Source organism: Halalkalibacter sp. HAAS-P013, from assembly GCF_056619925.1.
Map to the genome: position 1 here is coordinate 464,487 of NZ_JBWQTU010000002.1, position 12,976 is coordinate 477,462.

Consider the following 12,976-nt stretch of genomic DNA (forward strand, 5'->3'; position numbering starts at 1 on the left):
TATTTTTTTACAAAAATTGCAGTTAGATTCAAAAAAATAAGGGATCATGTCAAAAAATGAGAAAAAAATGGGATAATATGCTTTAATTTCCGCTGAATGTCTTGACACCACTAGGGTTTCATTATTAAATTAAGTTGCGGCTTTATTTTTAGCTTGTCGAAACAGGACAGTTATTAAAAAATGAAGAATGAACACTTCACCACATGGATGGAGCGTTTTTCAAAACATGGTATGAAAGGGAGTTTTTTTCATGAACAAAACAGATTTAATTAATGCGGTATCGGAGCAAGCAGACCTTTCTAAAAAGGATGCGTCAAAAGCAGTAGACGCAGTTTTCGACAGTATTACAACAGCGCTTGTTGAAGGTGGAAAAGTTCAACTAGTTGGCTTTGGTAGCTTTGAAGTACGTGAGCGTTCTGCACGTAAAGGACGTAACCCACAGACTGGACAAGAAATTGAAATTCCTGCTACAAAGAACCCAGCATTCAAGCCAGGTAAGCAACTTAAAGACGCTGTAAACGAATAAGAATCAACGTAACGATGAGACAAGCTCTCATCGTTTTTTATTCGATTGTTTTTGGTTCGTATTGATATTTGCCTCATATTGCTCTTTGTAACAACATATTGTTGATTGAGTATCCTTAAGGGAGGTTTCGTTCATTGAATAACTTCTATCATTCCGCATTGTTTGAACATCGATTTTGGCTACAGATTTTAGGTGATCATGCTAGATTTATTCGAGATACTCTGTCTCCAATGGAAACAGAGTTAGTCCAAGCGGCTATAACTTTTATTGATACCTATGATTCACTCCTTAATACGAGTCGTCAAAACCTTACTATGGAGCAGCTTCAACGTCTGACTGAACAAGCAAATGAGCAAGCACAAGGAATTAGGGCTTTTAAGCTTAAAATTATTCGTGAACACTTGGTCGGCGACGTAACGATAGAACTTAGTCCAACCTTTCTAAATCATATGGTAAATGAGGTTGATGAGTATTTGCGAATTCTTCCTTACCTATTAGAGCAACAAGAACCACCAATTTCCCATCCACTCCACCATCACTTGGTCTGGCTTCTTGATGCGGCTGGCCACGCAGGAGGGATTACTGATTCACTTGATTTAGTCGAGAAACAGTTACAAAACAAAAGTGAAGCATTTACGAAGCGATTTGAGCAGTATTATATTAAAGCTGTTGAAATGGCTGGGTATTTGTGCGCAAATGTTGATCAGTTTCCCGCTCTTGAACGGTTTAATGAAAATGTTAAACTTGAGCTCATTTTGTTTAAGACGTTTTTAGAGGAACTAGAAGAATTGGAAATGACAAATAAGCTCCTAGGTACACTTGATCAATTAATGGCCGATCATATGGCACGTGAAGAATGTTATTACTTAATAAAATTAGCTGAATCTGCTCATCTCGATGCACCTGACTGTGATCCAACAAAAGCGCGATCAAAAGAATAATTATTTGAAAAAGGTGAATCTGCTCTAGGACTCATCTTTTTTATTTGTAGATTAGACTAGCTAATCCTCTCTATGAAAATAAAAAATAGCCTTTTTGTAATTGAAACCGCTTAAATTTAATGAATTTAAAGTTTTTTCAGAAAAATATATTGATTCGTATGTAAGAAATAGTTACAATACGTATCATACTTAGATTTTTCAGATAATTGGAGGACTCATTATGTTTACTTTTCTTTTTGCGATTGCGTTTCTTGTTATTGGCTATTTTATCTATTCTAAAATTGTGGAACGCATCTTCGGTATAAATGATCAAAACAAGACACCTGCTTATACAAATTCTGATGCAATAGATTACACACCAATGCCATGGTGGAAAGCAAGTTTAATTCAACTATTAAATATTGCCGGTCTAGGTCCTATTTTTGGTGCTGTGGCTGGTGCATTATATGGTCCAGTTGCTTTCATTTGGATTGTTATTGGTTGTCTTTTCGCTGGAGCGGTTCACGATTACTTTTCAGGAATGCTATCTTTACGTCATAATGGAGCACAATTTCCAAGCTTAGTTGGCCGTTACCTTGGTAACACGATGCGCGTTATCATTAACGTTGTTTCAATTGTACTTATGATTCTTGTAGCGGCAGCGTTCACTGCTGGTCCTGCACAATTAATCGCAAGTCTTACGCCACTTTCTTTTACAGTAGCACTTGTTATTATTTTTGCTTATTTTCTAATTGCTGCCGTGTTACCAGTAAATCGTATAATTGGCCGAATTTATCCTATATTCGGTGCCATTTTAATCTTTATGGCTGTTTCAATTGGGATTGCTTTATTGTTAACAGATCGCCCCATCCCAAATCTTACAATTTCTAATTTACACCCTGGTGACTTACCAATTTGGCCTTTATTAATGGTAACTATCTCATGCGGAGCAATCTCTGGTTTTCACAGTACGCAAAGTCCGATTCTCGCTCGTACGATCAAACGTGAATCACATGGTAGAAAAGTGTTTTACGGAGCAATGGTTGCTGAAGGAGTCATTGCACTCATTTGGGCTGCGGCTGGTATGACATTCTTTGGTGGTACTGGTGGTCTTCAAGAGGCACTAGCTGCAGGTGGCCCTGCTGGAGTGGTAAATGAAATTTCAACTACGCTTCTTGGAACACTTGGAGGTATTCTTGCAATTCTTGGTGTTATTATTCTACCAATTACAACAGGTGACACAGCGTTACGTTCTTCACGTATGATGGTATTTGAATTGGTTGAGAAATTCTTTAAAGTTCGTGGACTCAAAGGGGTGTTATTAGCTACGATCCCTGTTACTATTCCAGCCTTTTGGCTTTCAACGATCGATTATACATTTTTATGGAGATACGTTGGAGGTACGAACCAGCTCGTTGCTACTGTAATGCTTTGGACAGCAACGATGTACTTATTAGAATCACGTAAATTCCATTGGATTTGTGGAATTCCTGCATTATTTATGACAGCTGTTGTTTCGACTTATTTCTTATATGCACCAGAAGGGTTCTCTCTTCCATATGAACTGTCACTTGCCATTGGTGGTGCGATTACTCTTGTTGTTGCTATTTGGTACATGATCAAGATACGTAAAGCTCATAGACAGTCAGTAAATTCATCAAGCTCACATGCTGCTTAATTTTATTCAAGGTGTCCTAAAAAGGTTGAATCTCCTTATAGGACACCTCTTTTTTACACGTGATTATTTCCTCCTTTTCAAGAGCAATCTAATAATGATTTTTTAAAAGGAGTGATCGTATGAAATATAATGAAATACAATCAAAACAAACGGACGGGCAGCCTTCTCAATCTCAGAATCACCAACCAGGTCTCGAAAGTAAGATGAACCCCTTACCTGTCTATGATGATCTAAACTATAAAGGAAGCGGAAAGTTAAATAATAAGGTCGCACTTATTACAGGTGGTGATAGCGGTATTGGACGAGCTGTTGCTATTGCCTTTGCGAAGGAAGGAGCCAAAGTAATCGTTGTCTACCTTGAAGAACATGATGATGCTAAGCAGACGAAAGAAGAAGTTGAAAAATACGGTGGAGAGTGTCTGTTGCTTTCTGGAGATATTGGGGATGAATCCTTCTGTCAAACAGCAATAGAACAAACGATTTCGACCTTTGGAAAATTAGATTGTTTAATAAATAATGCGGCTGAACAACATTATCAAGAAAACATTGAAGATATCTCAGTTGAACAAATGGAACGTACCTTTAAAACGAATATCTTCTCTTGCTTTCATTTTATTAAAGCGGCCATGCCACATTTACAAAAAGGAAGTACGATTATCAATACGGCTTCAATCGTTGCATATAAAGGAAATCCGGTTTTAATGGACTATGCTTCTACAAAAGGAGCAATGGTTGCCTTAACTCGCTCTCTCTCTCAAAGTATTGTATCTAAAGGAATTCGCGTTAATGCAGTGGCGCCGGGCCCTATTTGGACACCTCTTATCCCTTCATCTTTTCCTGCGGATCAAGTGGCTACGTTCGGCACGAATAGCCCTATGGGCAGACCAGGACAGCCGGCTGAATTAGCACCAAGTTACGTATACCTAGCCTCCGATGACTCTTCCTATGTAACTGGGCAAGTCCTCCATGTAAATGGTGGAGAAATTATTAATGGATAGCTGCTAATTGATTTGTCATAAGTCACCCAAGTGGGCTGGGTGACTTATTTTGCTTTTTATGCCTTCGTTCATCAATTATTTATTAATTCTCAAAAATAACAAAAGGAATTACTCACAAATTGTCTAATTAAATTAATACCATCATTATTTTGACATGGTGATTTCATTGGAAAGTGGTGACTTATTTTACTATGTCATTAGAGCCTGATTTAGCTAATGTTGTCCCTCAAGCAATAATTGATTTTCTAGAAAAGAATGAATCGAATTTTATCTCAATGTGGCAAGAACAAACCATACAAGATCAGGCAGATATTCATAAAGAAAAAGTAAAAGAGAACGGTTATCTAATGTATGTTTTAATCAAAAATACATTACTGGACACAGTTACTATGGATGATGTTAAACATTTAGCGTACAAAGTAGCTAAAGAACGAGTTGAAGCGAATATAAACATAGGAGACTTTGTTTATAACGTTAATATAGGTAGAAGTATCCTTATTAAGTTTGTCCTACAGGCAGACGTAAATAGTAGCCAGTTGCCACTCATCGTTGATAAGGTTAATTCGCAATTTGATCAGTTTTGCTACCATGCCGTTACACGGTACACAGAAATAAAAGAGTCAGAGCTTGAGGAAAAGAAGCTATTTATTAATCAAACCCATAAAGACAAACTGGCCATTTTAGGTCAAATGTCTTCAAGTTTTGTACATGAATTCAGAAACCCGTTAACATCAATTATTGGCTTTAATAAATTGCTACGAACAGAATATCCAAACTTAAAGTATCTAGATATCATCGAACTAGAATTAGATCAATTAAAGTTTAGAATTACTCAGTTCTTGCATACGTCAAAAATGGACACTATAGAAAGTCCAAAAGAAACCTTTATATTAAGTGATGTGCTAGATGAAATATTAAACTTCCTCTATCCAAGCATTGTGGATTCGGATGTTCATATTTTCACGGACACTGATGCTATAATCAATATTGAAGCTCATAAAGATGAAGTAAAACAAGTATTTTTAAATGTATTATTTAATTCCATCGATGCCGTCATGCAATGTCCAAAACCAAGAGAAATATACTTGAGATGTTTTATCGAGGATGAACGAGTTATCATAGAAGTTTCAAATAACGGTCCAATGATTCCATTAGATGTCCAAGAAACGATCTTTGAACCATTTTATACGACGAAGGAACTGGGCACTGGGATTGGATTATTTGTTTGTAGAAAAATCATTGAGAAGCACTCAGGCGAACTAACCTGTTCTTCAGATGAACAAAAGACTATTTTTCGTATTTCCCTTCCTATTTAAGAAATACACTTGACAAATACGTTTGGAGGTGGACCAGCTTTTGGCACACCTCCCCTACCTTTGCCCTTTTCCTTGGCTTTGTTTATAAAATTCATTCGCTGACCTTGTTAAATCAACGCCCCCGTTTGTTTAATAAGTTAAAGAGAGGTCACAAAGACCTCCCTCTAACTATTGCTTTTTCTTAACAGGAACCCAAATTTCCGTTTTTGTATCGCTAATTCCTTTTACAAATTCGGGAGCTTCAGCTAATTCATAACCAGATGTTGGGAACCATTCGGTATACACTCGTTCCCATGTTGTTAATAAAGCGTCTGGCATTTCTCCTGTTGCTTGAAATACTGCCCATGTTTGAGAAGGAATTTCCAAAATCTCAAGTTCTTTGGGACATTGCTTAGTAGTAGCTGTAGCAATATAGTAATCAATGTCTCCATTCTCTTTTGTCACTGAAATATTTAGTATACCTGAAAACGAAGTATTATCGTATGGCTTAACAGCTTCTTCTATTTCCTCGATATGCTCCCACATTTTTGGATTGAATTCATCTCCACTAGAAGCTACTGTTTCTTTTTTCCCAACTACGGTAAAAGTCTCTTTCTCAACAAATTTGTAATTCATTTCAACATCTCCTTTAATCGAAATATGGAAGGTCATCCGAGGATACGCTTTTAAAGGAACGTCTGAATTTTTCACTGTACTAGGATTTGCCCCATGTAATGCTTGAAATGCTCTTGAAAATGAATCTGGTGAATTGTACCCATACTTAATAGCTACATCAATCACTCTCATATCACTTTCTTTTAAATCAAAGGCAGCTAAGGTCAATCGTCTTCTACGCACATAGTCTGCCAAGGTAACCCCCGCTATAAATGAAAACATTCGTTTAAAATGATGGTCAGAAAAATGTGTAATCTTTGCAACTTCTTTGTAATTAATATCTTCATCCAAATGGTTTTCGATATAGCTTACTACTGCGTTCATACTTTCAAGCAATTCCATTTAAATAACCTCCCTTCTCTTTTAAGAATAACAAGTTAAACATTTAACGCTCCGATATAATCCGTTCAGATTTGTAGGATGTATATGATAGATGTAGAATTTACTCAAGAACAATTTTTCTTTATTCATTAATAATGTCCCAGTTGTGGAACATAAGACAAAAGGAGGGAAAAAGTAATTTCACTACTGGTCGGAAGGAAGCCTAAACTGATCTAATGTATAAGGAGTTAGAATTAATCTATTCTACAGCTAAAAATAAAAATATATCTATTATTACAAAAAAACACGCTACCTGATAGTACATTAAGTTATCAGGTAGCGTGTTGGAAATTACATGATAGCTACACCGTTCTTAATGTACTTTATTTCTCCATATCTATTTTATATTCATGTACCCATCGGTTCCCTCGTTCTACAAATAGAGGTAAAAGGATTGACAGAATTCGATCTCTGATCCAAGCCAAGAAAGAATTCATTTCTTTTTTACCATCCCCACTTCTTCTTCCTTCTGCAATAATTTTTTCAACTCGATGATTATGAAAAAGGACACCCTTTATCTTTGGTGTCCCTACCTATGATGTTCAATCCAAGCTAATCAATTGTTGAATCATTTGAGGATCTAGCTTTTTAATTACTTCACATAACAGTTCTACTGCATTCTCTAAATCATCATAATGAACAACCGAAACATGGCTATGGATGTACCTTGCAGGCACACTTACAACCATTGTAGGAATTCCATGGTGTGCTACATGGAATTTTCCTGCATCAGTCCCTCCACCTGTCATAATATCAATTTGATATGGTATCGATTTTTCCTTTGCTGTTTCTACGACAAAGTCACGCAACTTCCGATGTGGAATCATTGATCGATCCATAAAACATAAGATTGGCCCTTTTCCTAGCTCAAGGCTTGTTTCTTCTTGATTCATCCCAGGAATATCGCTAGCTACTCCTACATCTGTAGCAAAAGCAATGTCTGGTTGAATCATGTTAGCTAATGTCTCTGCCCCCCTGAGTCCAACTTCTTCTTGAACCGTTGCACCTGAATATAGTGAACTAGACAATGAATGATCTCTTAGTCTTTCTAATACTCTTAGGGCAATGTAGCAACCAGCGCGGTTATCCCAGGTTCGTGCTAGTAACATCTTTTCGTTTGGTAGTGGCTCAAAAGGACAAATCGTAGCTACAGGATCACCCACTGCTACACCAAAAGACTCTGCTTCTTCACGTGAGCTTGCTCCTATATCAATAAACATTTTATCAATATCAAGGACTTTCTTTCGCTCCTCTGCGGAAAGAACATGAGGGGCTTTTGAACCAATGATCCCCGTTAAATCTTTACTTTTTGTTAGAACTTTTACTCGCTGTGAAAGTAATACATGTCCCCACCAACCACCTAATGGTCGAAAGCGTAAATAACCATTCTTCGTTATCCCGCTTACAATGAAGCCAACTTCATCCAGATGACCCGCCAACATTATTTTCGGTTTTAGCATTTCCTATTTGTCCGACAATACTGCCTAAGTTATCAGTATGAATCTTTTCTGTATGAGAATGGATCTCCCTTTTCATCACCTTGTAAATTCTTTCCTCAACCCCAGGTAATCCTTCTGTTTCAGTTAAATCTTTCATCAATTGATAATTTGCTTTATCCATAGGATCCTCCTTCAACCTTAATACATATAGGATCAGTTTGGGAGATCGTATTATTCAATTTTTTATAAAATTGTTTGTATTTCTTAATTAAGATTTACCTTTCAAAAAAATAAAGGAAAGGTCTAGACAAAACAAGTAGTAATTTTCAAAAGGTCAGTGATTCAGATGTTTTATATATATCAGATACTTTTTTGTATTAATAGGTCATAATTTAGACGACTCTAAGGACTAACTCAACTACGAATATAGTCTAATTGACCACTTTCAAATTTTTTAACGATAAAAAACCTGTTGACAAATTAAAGTCATCCCTGTTATTGTTAGACCTGTTGTTAATTGAATACCTCGTTAGGTGAGGCTCCTGTGCTGGAGATACGCTGCTGCCCAAAAATGTCCAAAGACGCCAATGGGTCAACAGAAACCATCGACATAAGGTGGTTTTTAATGTAGCTGGAATTTTCCTATGCCGCACAGTGCTAAAGCTCTACGAATGGAGGAAACTTGACCCTTTTTTGCTGTGTCTTTACTTTGACATGTTTTTTGTTAGAGTAGGACTCTGCTTAATTTTGCTGTGTACAAGACATCTTCATTCGTTGAAGGTGTCTTTTTTGTCACTGTTAATTAAATTTGGTATCTGGGGGTGGTTTGAATTGGATAGTAGTCCTGAACCTGAGTCATTTTATTTATTCTTTATTAAACACAAAAAAGATTGGCATGAAATCCAATTCATGTCACGGAGGAGGATATCAACATGGCAAAATCTCAATTAGAATTACAAACTCAAAAAGAATTAATGGAATTCAAAGAAAAAGAAGCTACAAAAAGTAATGTTTTAGTAAATGGTTCTGTCTTTCAAATTTGGAAGGTTCGTCTCCCTTTTTAATTATCACCCTAATTGGCGGAATGCTAGCAGGAGCTGTTGTTGGCGCATTTGAGGAAGCTTTAGAAGCAATCGTTATATTAGCTATATTTATTCCCGTTATTATGGATATGGGTGGGAATGCTGGTACACAATCATCATCTATTTTTACAAGAGCCTTTGTGTTAGGACAGATTTCTTTTAAAAAGTGGAGAAATCACCTCGGTAAAGAAGTGCTTGTTGGCGCAAGCATGGGATCTGTACTTGGTGTAGCTGCGTGTCTGATCGCTTACGTGTGGCAAGGAAGGCTCCTGTGCTGGAGATACGCTGCTGCCCAAAAATGTCCAAAGACGCCAATGGGTCAACAGAAACCATCGACATAAGGTGGTTTTTAATGTAGCTGGTTCGTCCTATGCCACACAGTGCTAAAGCTCTACGAATGGAGGGATTTTTTCAGTATTCATTGTTGAGGACTGAGATTATTTGCACAGCACCTTCCATTCGTGGGAGGTGTTTGTTTATTTTAGGAGGTATGTGGAATGGAAAAGGATAATCATCCTGAACCTAATTTAGTGTATAAGTTGTCATTTGAGAAAAATAATACCAGTAATTGGAGTCCATTCACACCTTGTCTATCAACGAAGAAGCAAATGGACTCCTAAATAAGGAGGATTCATTATGGTGAAATTAGATGAACAAAATCGTGAGCAGTACGAACAGCTCATTTTAGATACACTCCAAGCGGAGGACCGTGAACAGTTTCGAGAAACATTTTTAGAATTGCATCCAACTGATCAGGTAGATATTTTTGTAAAGTTGGAGGAGGACACAAGGAAACGAGTGTATGAATATTTAACTCCAGACGATTTTTCTCACATCTTTGAGGGGTTAGAGATTGACGATCAAAAACGAATTTACCAAGAGCTTGATGAGAGTTATTCTTCAGAGATGTTTAACCACATGTTCGCAGATGATGTTGCTGACTTTTTAGCCGTTATGACAGGTGGAAAAGCAGAAGATATTTTACAGAAAATGAACAAAGAAGAAGCTCAAGATGTTAAAGAACTTATGTCTTATGCTCCTGAAACAGCTGGAGCCGTTATGACAAAAGAATTTGTTAGCATTTCATCAACAGACATCGTTTCGAATGTTATTGAAGAGCTAAGAAATGAGGCTCCTGATGCTGAAACAATCTACTATTTGTACGTAGTAGATGAACTAGAGAAATTAGTTGGTGTTATCTCACTTAGAGATCTTATTACTGCGCAACCAACGGAAGTCATTGAAGATATCATGAGTACAAGAGTAGTATCTGTAACTGATGACATGGATCAAGAGGACGTTGCAAGACTTATCAAGAAGTATGATTTCTTAGCTGCTCCTGTTGTCTCAAAACAAAATCATTTAGTTGGGATTATTACGTTCGATGATGTCATTGATATTTTGGAGGAAGAAGCAACTGAGGATTTAGGAGAAATTTCAGCAGCTAAAGGGGCTACTGATGTCAATGTTAGTGCTTTTACAGCAGCTAGAAAACGTTCACCTTGGATTATCATGTTAATGTTCTTTGGACTTATTACTGCTGAAGTTATTGGGCAGTTTGAAGAAACATTAGAAGCTATTGTTCTATTAGCTGCATTTATTCCCTTAATAATGGACTCTGCAGGAAATACTGGAACTCAGTCACTAGCCGTTGCTGTACGTGGTCTTGCGCTCGGTACCATTAAAAAGGGTTCCATCGGAAAAATGGTAAGACGTGAGTTCGGAACAGGGCTAATGCTTGGATTAATCTGTATGGTTGTATTAGGAATTACTGTTACACTTATTCATGGACACTGGATCTTAGCATTAATCGTTGGTTTTTCTATTTTCTGTACTCTAAGTATCGCAACTGTAATTGGGGCTACTGTTCCATTAGTAATTAATAAGTTAAAGTTAGACCCTGCGATTGCTTCAGGTCCATTCATTACAACCGTGAATGATATTCTTGGATTATTAATTTACTTCTCAATTGCAACAGCTCTACTCGACTTCTTGTAAAAATTAAAAAATGCTTCGTTAGGTGAGGCTCCTGTATAGAGATACGCTGCTACCCAGAAATGTCGAGAGACGCCAATGGGTCAACAGAAACTATCGATCAAGGTGGTTTTTAATGTAGCTGGAATTGTCCTATGCTATACAGTGCTAAAACTCAACGATTGAAGATGTATAGCTCGTAAGATGAGAAAGACACCCTCGATCGTTTTGGGTGTCTTTGTCTTTTATATGGGTAATCTAAAAAAGTCATACGTAAAGAAGGTGAACTCTATGATGAATGAATTAGAACTATTCCTAAAATTAGCTCTCGCATTATTTTTTGGGATGTTAATTGGAATTGACCGTCAATTATTGGAGCAAACGGTTGTGGTAAGTCTACACTACTTAAAACGATGGCTAGGCTTATTAAACCCACTTCTGGGCAAGTGACCTTGGATGGAAAACCCATAAATAAAATTCTACCCAAACAATTGGCTCGTGTGTTAGGACTTTTGCCTCAATCACCTATTGTTCCTGAGGGAATAACGGTTGCAGATTTAGTTGGACGAGGAAGATACCCACACCAAACGTTTCTAAAAGGTTGGACAAAAAAGGATTATGAAGCTGTTGCTGAGGCAATGGAAATGATGAAGATCACTGAATTTGCTGATCGAAATATTGATGAACTTTCAGGCGGTCAAAGACAGCGTGTATGGATTGCGATGGCTCTGGCACAACAAACAGACATATTGTTTCTTGATGAACCAACAACCTATCTAGATATCACCTATCAAGTCGAAATTCTTGACCTACTGACAGACCTTAACCAAAAAAAAGGAACAACGATTGTCATGGTTCTTCATGACATCAACTTATCGGCACGTTATGCAGACCATATATTTGCTCTTTATAAAGGAAAGCTTGTCGCAGAAGGCGAGCCATCAAAGGTAATTACTAGCGCATTAATTGATGACATTTTTGGCCTTCATTGCACGGTAGTCAAAGACCCCGTTTCTGGCTCTCCTTCTGTGGTACCAATTGGAAGATATCATAATAAAATGAGAATGTACTCTTAAATTTTAGACTAATAACCTTGTGTTGCGATCTTATTCATGGATTGTAGACAGTCGCTCTCAGGGAGGGGGATACTTTCTGCGACCTATATGCAGGGTTAGGGGCAATCTTCGTTATTATTTAATACGGTTCACCGCGGTTCTTTAAGATGCAAAAAGAAGGCATTGATAAACTTAACGGGTCAGTTTTTGGAGGAAAAAAGTGGATGCAAGGGCGTGAGATCGTAGAGGCGCCACAACGATCTCACGCCCCCGTTAGCTTAATAAGCCAAAAGAAATGACTTCACAATAGTTCAAGATTGAGTAAGAGTATAAGTATTTTTTGTGTATTTTCTTCCAACTAACACTTTTTAGTTACTTACATTATCTAACTCTTCATTTTGAACAAGTGATTCAATGGTCTTTAAGTGATTGACATTAGTAATGATTCTATATTCATCAAGATACTTATCATCAATTTCAATATATTTAGTAGTTGTTCTTGAAAAGTTCTCTCTTATCTCATTATTAGCCGTAATCCCTATTGTATATCTCCTGCTAAGAAAACGGGCATCCTCATCTATTTTAAGTTTTATCTCTTCGAAATCCTCCAAGATATCATTAATGAGTGAATCATCTTCAATAGTTGTATGCGCTACTGTTTCAGGTCTATCTCCAGATAAATCATTAACCGCTATTGATATACTTCTAACCTCGCTTTCTTCATTTAGGTGTTCTAAAAATTGCTCCTGAAACGTTGTATATTTCGTTTGGTCGATAGCAAAAATGGTTCCGAGAATTAAAGTGCTTACCACGACAAGTAAAGCGATTTTATTTTTTATGACGAATTGTAATATTAAGTGCGACACCTAAAAATAAACACAAAAAAGCCCATGATACTTCGTGTAAAATGAAGTTACCACACAACCCTTACACGGAGGTTTTATCATGAGCTA

Annotated in this window: 11 protein-coding genes, 3 pseudogenes and 3 riboswitches; of the genes and pseudogenes, 11 read left to right on the top strand and 3 right to left on the bottom strand. The window is 37.0% G+C overall.

All coding sequences use genetic code 11. The annotated features are described in order from the left end of the window. Positions 1-250: 250 nt before the first annotated feature. From AC1FXP_RS06290 to AC1FXP_RS06310, 5 genes are all read left to right on the top strand, one after another. Entirely contained in the window at positions 251-526 is a 276-nt protein-coding gene (locus tag AC1FXP_RS06290; protein WP_034625140.1) for an HU family DNA-binding protein, read from the top strand. Between the two features lie 134 nt (positions 527-660). Next, complete coding sequence (locus AC1FXP_RS06295) at positions 661-1,467, top strand: DUF2935 domain-containing protein (RefSeq protein WP_480059470.1); 807 nt, start codon at positions 661-663, stop codon at positions 1,465-1,467. Positions 1,468-1,687: 220 nt separating this feature from the next. Further along, positions 1,688-3,124, top strand: coding sequence for a carbon starvation CstA family protein (locus tag AC1FXP_RS06300; protein WP_480059472.1), 1,437 nt, complete (start codon positions 1,688-1,690; stop codon positions 3,122-3,124). Between the two features lie 119 nt (positions 3,125-3,243). Next, a complete protein-coding gene (locus AC1FXP_RS06305; protein WP_480059474.1) occupies positions 3,244-4,122 on the top strand; it encodes an SDR family oxidoreductase in 879 nt (292 codons plus the stop codon). 191 nt (positions 4,123-4,313) lie between these two features. Further along, entirely contained in the window at positions 4,314-5,438 is a 1,125-nt protein-coding gene (locus AC1FXP_RS06310) for a histidine kinase N-terminal domain-containing protein (protein ID WP_480059476.1), read from the top strand. A gap of 168 nt (positions 5,439-5,606) precedes the next feature. On the opposite strand, the gene AC1FXP_RS06315 is transcribed toward AC1FXP_RS06310, so the two are convergent. Further along, positions 5,607-6,434, bottom strand: coding sequence for a GyrI-like domain-containing protein (locus tag AC1FXP_RS06315; protein WP_480059478.1), 828 nt, complete (start codon positions 6,432-6,434; stop codon positions 5,607-5,609). A 581-nt stretch (positions 6,435-7,015) separates the two neighbouring features. Then, positions 7,016-8,093, bottom strand: a pseudogene (locus tag AC1FXP_RS06320) (M42 family metallopeptidase). Between the two features lie 337 nt (positions 8,094-8,430). Continuing rightward, positions 8,431-8,596, top strand: a riboswitch (M-box (ykoK) riboswitch). A gap of 248 nt (positions 8,597-8,844) precedes the next feature. Between AC1FXP_RS06320 and AC1FXP_RS06325 the strand changes: the two are divergent. The 6 genes and pseudogenes from AC1FXP_RS06325 to AC1FXP_RS06350 form a co-directional block, all read left to right on the top strand. After that, positions 8,845-8,976: a hypothetical protein gene (locus AC1FXP_RS06325; protein ID WP_480059480.1), complete on the top strand. Its 132-nt coding sequence runs from the start codon at positions 8,845-8,847 to the stop codon at positions 8,974-8,976. A 107-nt stretch (positions 8,977-9,083) separates the two neighbouring features. Beyond that, positions 9,084-9,200: pseudogene (locus AC1FXP_RS06330) on the top strand (magnesium transporter); the annotation flags it as partial. A 39-nt stretch (positions 9,201-9,239) separates the two neighbouring features. Further along, positions 9,240-9,403: riboswitch (M-box (ykoK) riboswitch) on the top strand. Positions 9,404-9,491: 88 nt separating this feature from the next. Beyond that, a complete protein-coding gene (locus AC1FXP_RS06335) occupies positions 9,492-9,614 on the top strand; it encodes a hypothetical protein (protein ID WP_480059482.1) in 123 nt (40 codons plus the stop codon). 16 nt (positions 9,615-9,630) lie between these two features. Next, the gene (gene mgtE / locus AC1FXP_RS06340; RefSeq protein WP_480059484.1) at positions 9,631-10,992 is read left to right on the top strand and encodes a magnesium transporter; all 1,362 of its coding nucleotides are present in this window, start codon (positions 9,631-9,633) and stop codon (positions 10,990-10,992) included. Positions 10,993-10,999: 7 nt separating this feature from the next. Then, a riboswitch (M-box (ykoK) riboswitch) is annotated at positions 11,000-11,162 on the top strand. A gap of 55 nt (positions 11,163-11,217) precedes the next feature. Then, the gene (locus tag AC1FXP_RS06345; RefSeq protein WP_480059486.1) at positions 11,218-11,418 is read left to right on the top strand and encodes a hypothetical protein; all 201 of its coding nucleotides are present in this window, start codon (positions 11,218-11,220) and stop codon (positions 11,416-11,418) included. After that, positions 11,337-12,044: pseudogene (locus AC1FXP_RS06350) on the top strand (ABC transporter ATP-binding protein); the annotation flags it as partial. The gene AC1FXP_RS06345 and the pseudogene AC1FXP_RS06350, both read left to right, overlap by 82 nt. A 347-nt stretch (positions 12,045-12,391) precedes the next feature. Here AC1FXP_RS06350 and AC1FXP_RS06355 read toward each other — a convergent pair. Continuing rightward, entirely contained in the window at positions 12,392-12,889 is a 498-nt protein-coding gene (locus AC1FXP_RS06355) for a hypothetical protein (protein WP_480059488.1), read from the bottom strand. Positions 12,890-12,976: the final 87 nt, after the last annotated feature.

Excerpts from the sequence above, each read along its gene's own strand:
- AC1FXP_RS06290 (WP_034625140.1), top strand. The coding sequence starts at position 251 with ATGAACAAAACAGATTTAATTAATGCGGTATCGGAGCAAGCAGACCTT.
- AC1FXP_RS06305 (WP_480059474.1), top strand. The coding sequence starts at position 3,244 with ATGAAATATAATGAAATACAATCAAAACAAACGGACGGGCAGCCTTCT.
- mgtE (WP_480059484.1), top strand. The coding sequence starts at position 9,631 with ATGGTGAAATTAGATGAACAAAATCGTGAGCAGTACGAACAGCTCATT.
- AC1FXP_RS06310 (WP_480059476.1), top strand. The coding sequence starts at position 4,314 with ATGTCATTAGAGCCTGATTTAGCTAATGTTGTCCCTCAAGCAATAATT.
- AC1FXP_RS06335 (WP_480059482.1), top strand. The coding sequence starts at position 9,492 with ATGGAAAAGGATAATCATCCTGAACCTAATTTAGTGTATAAGTTGTCA.
- AC1FXP_RS06300 (WP_480059472.1), top strand. The coding sequence starts at position 1,688 with ATGTTTACTTTTCTTTTTGCGATTGCGTTTCTTGTTATTGGCTATTTT.
- AC1FXP_RS06345 (WP_480059486.1), top strand. The coding sequence starts at position 11,218 with ATGGGTAATCTAAAAAAGTCATACGTAAAGAAGGTGAACTCTATGATG.
- AC1FXP_RS06315 (WP_480059478.1), bottom strand. The coding sequence starts at position 6,434 with ATGGAATTGCTTGAAAGTATGAACGCAGTAGTAAGCTATATCGAAAAC.
- AC1FXP_RS06325 (WP_480059480.1), top strand. The coding sequence starts at position 8,845 with ATGGCAAAATCTCAATTAGAATTACAAACTCAAAAAGAATTAATGGAA.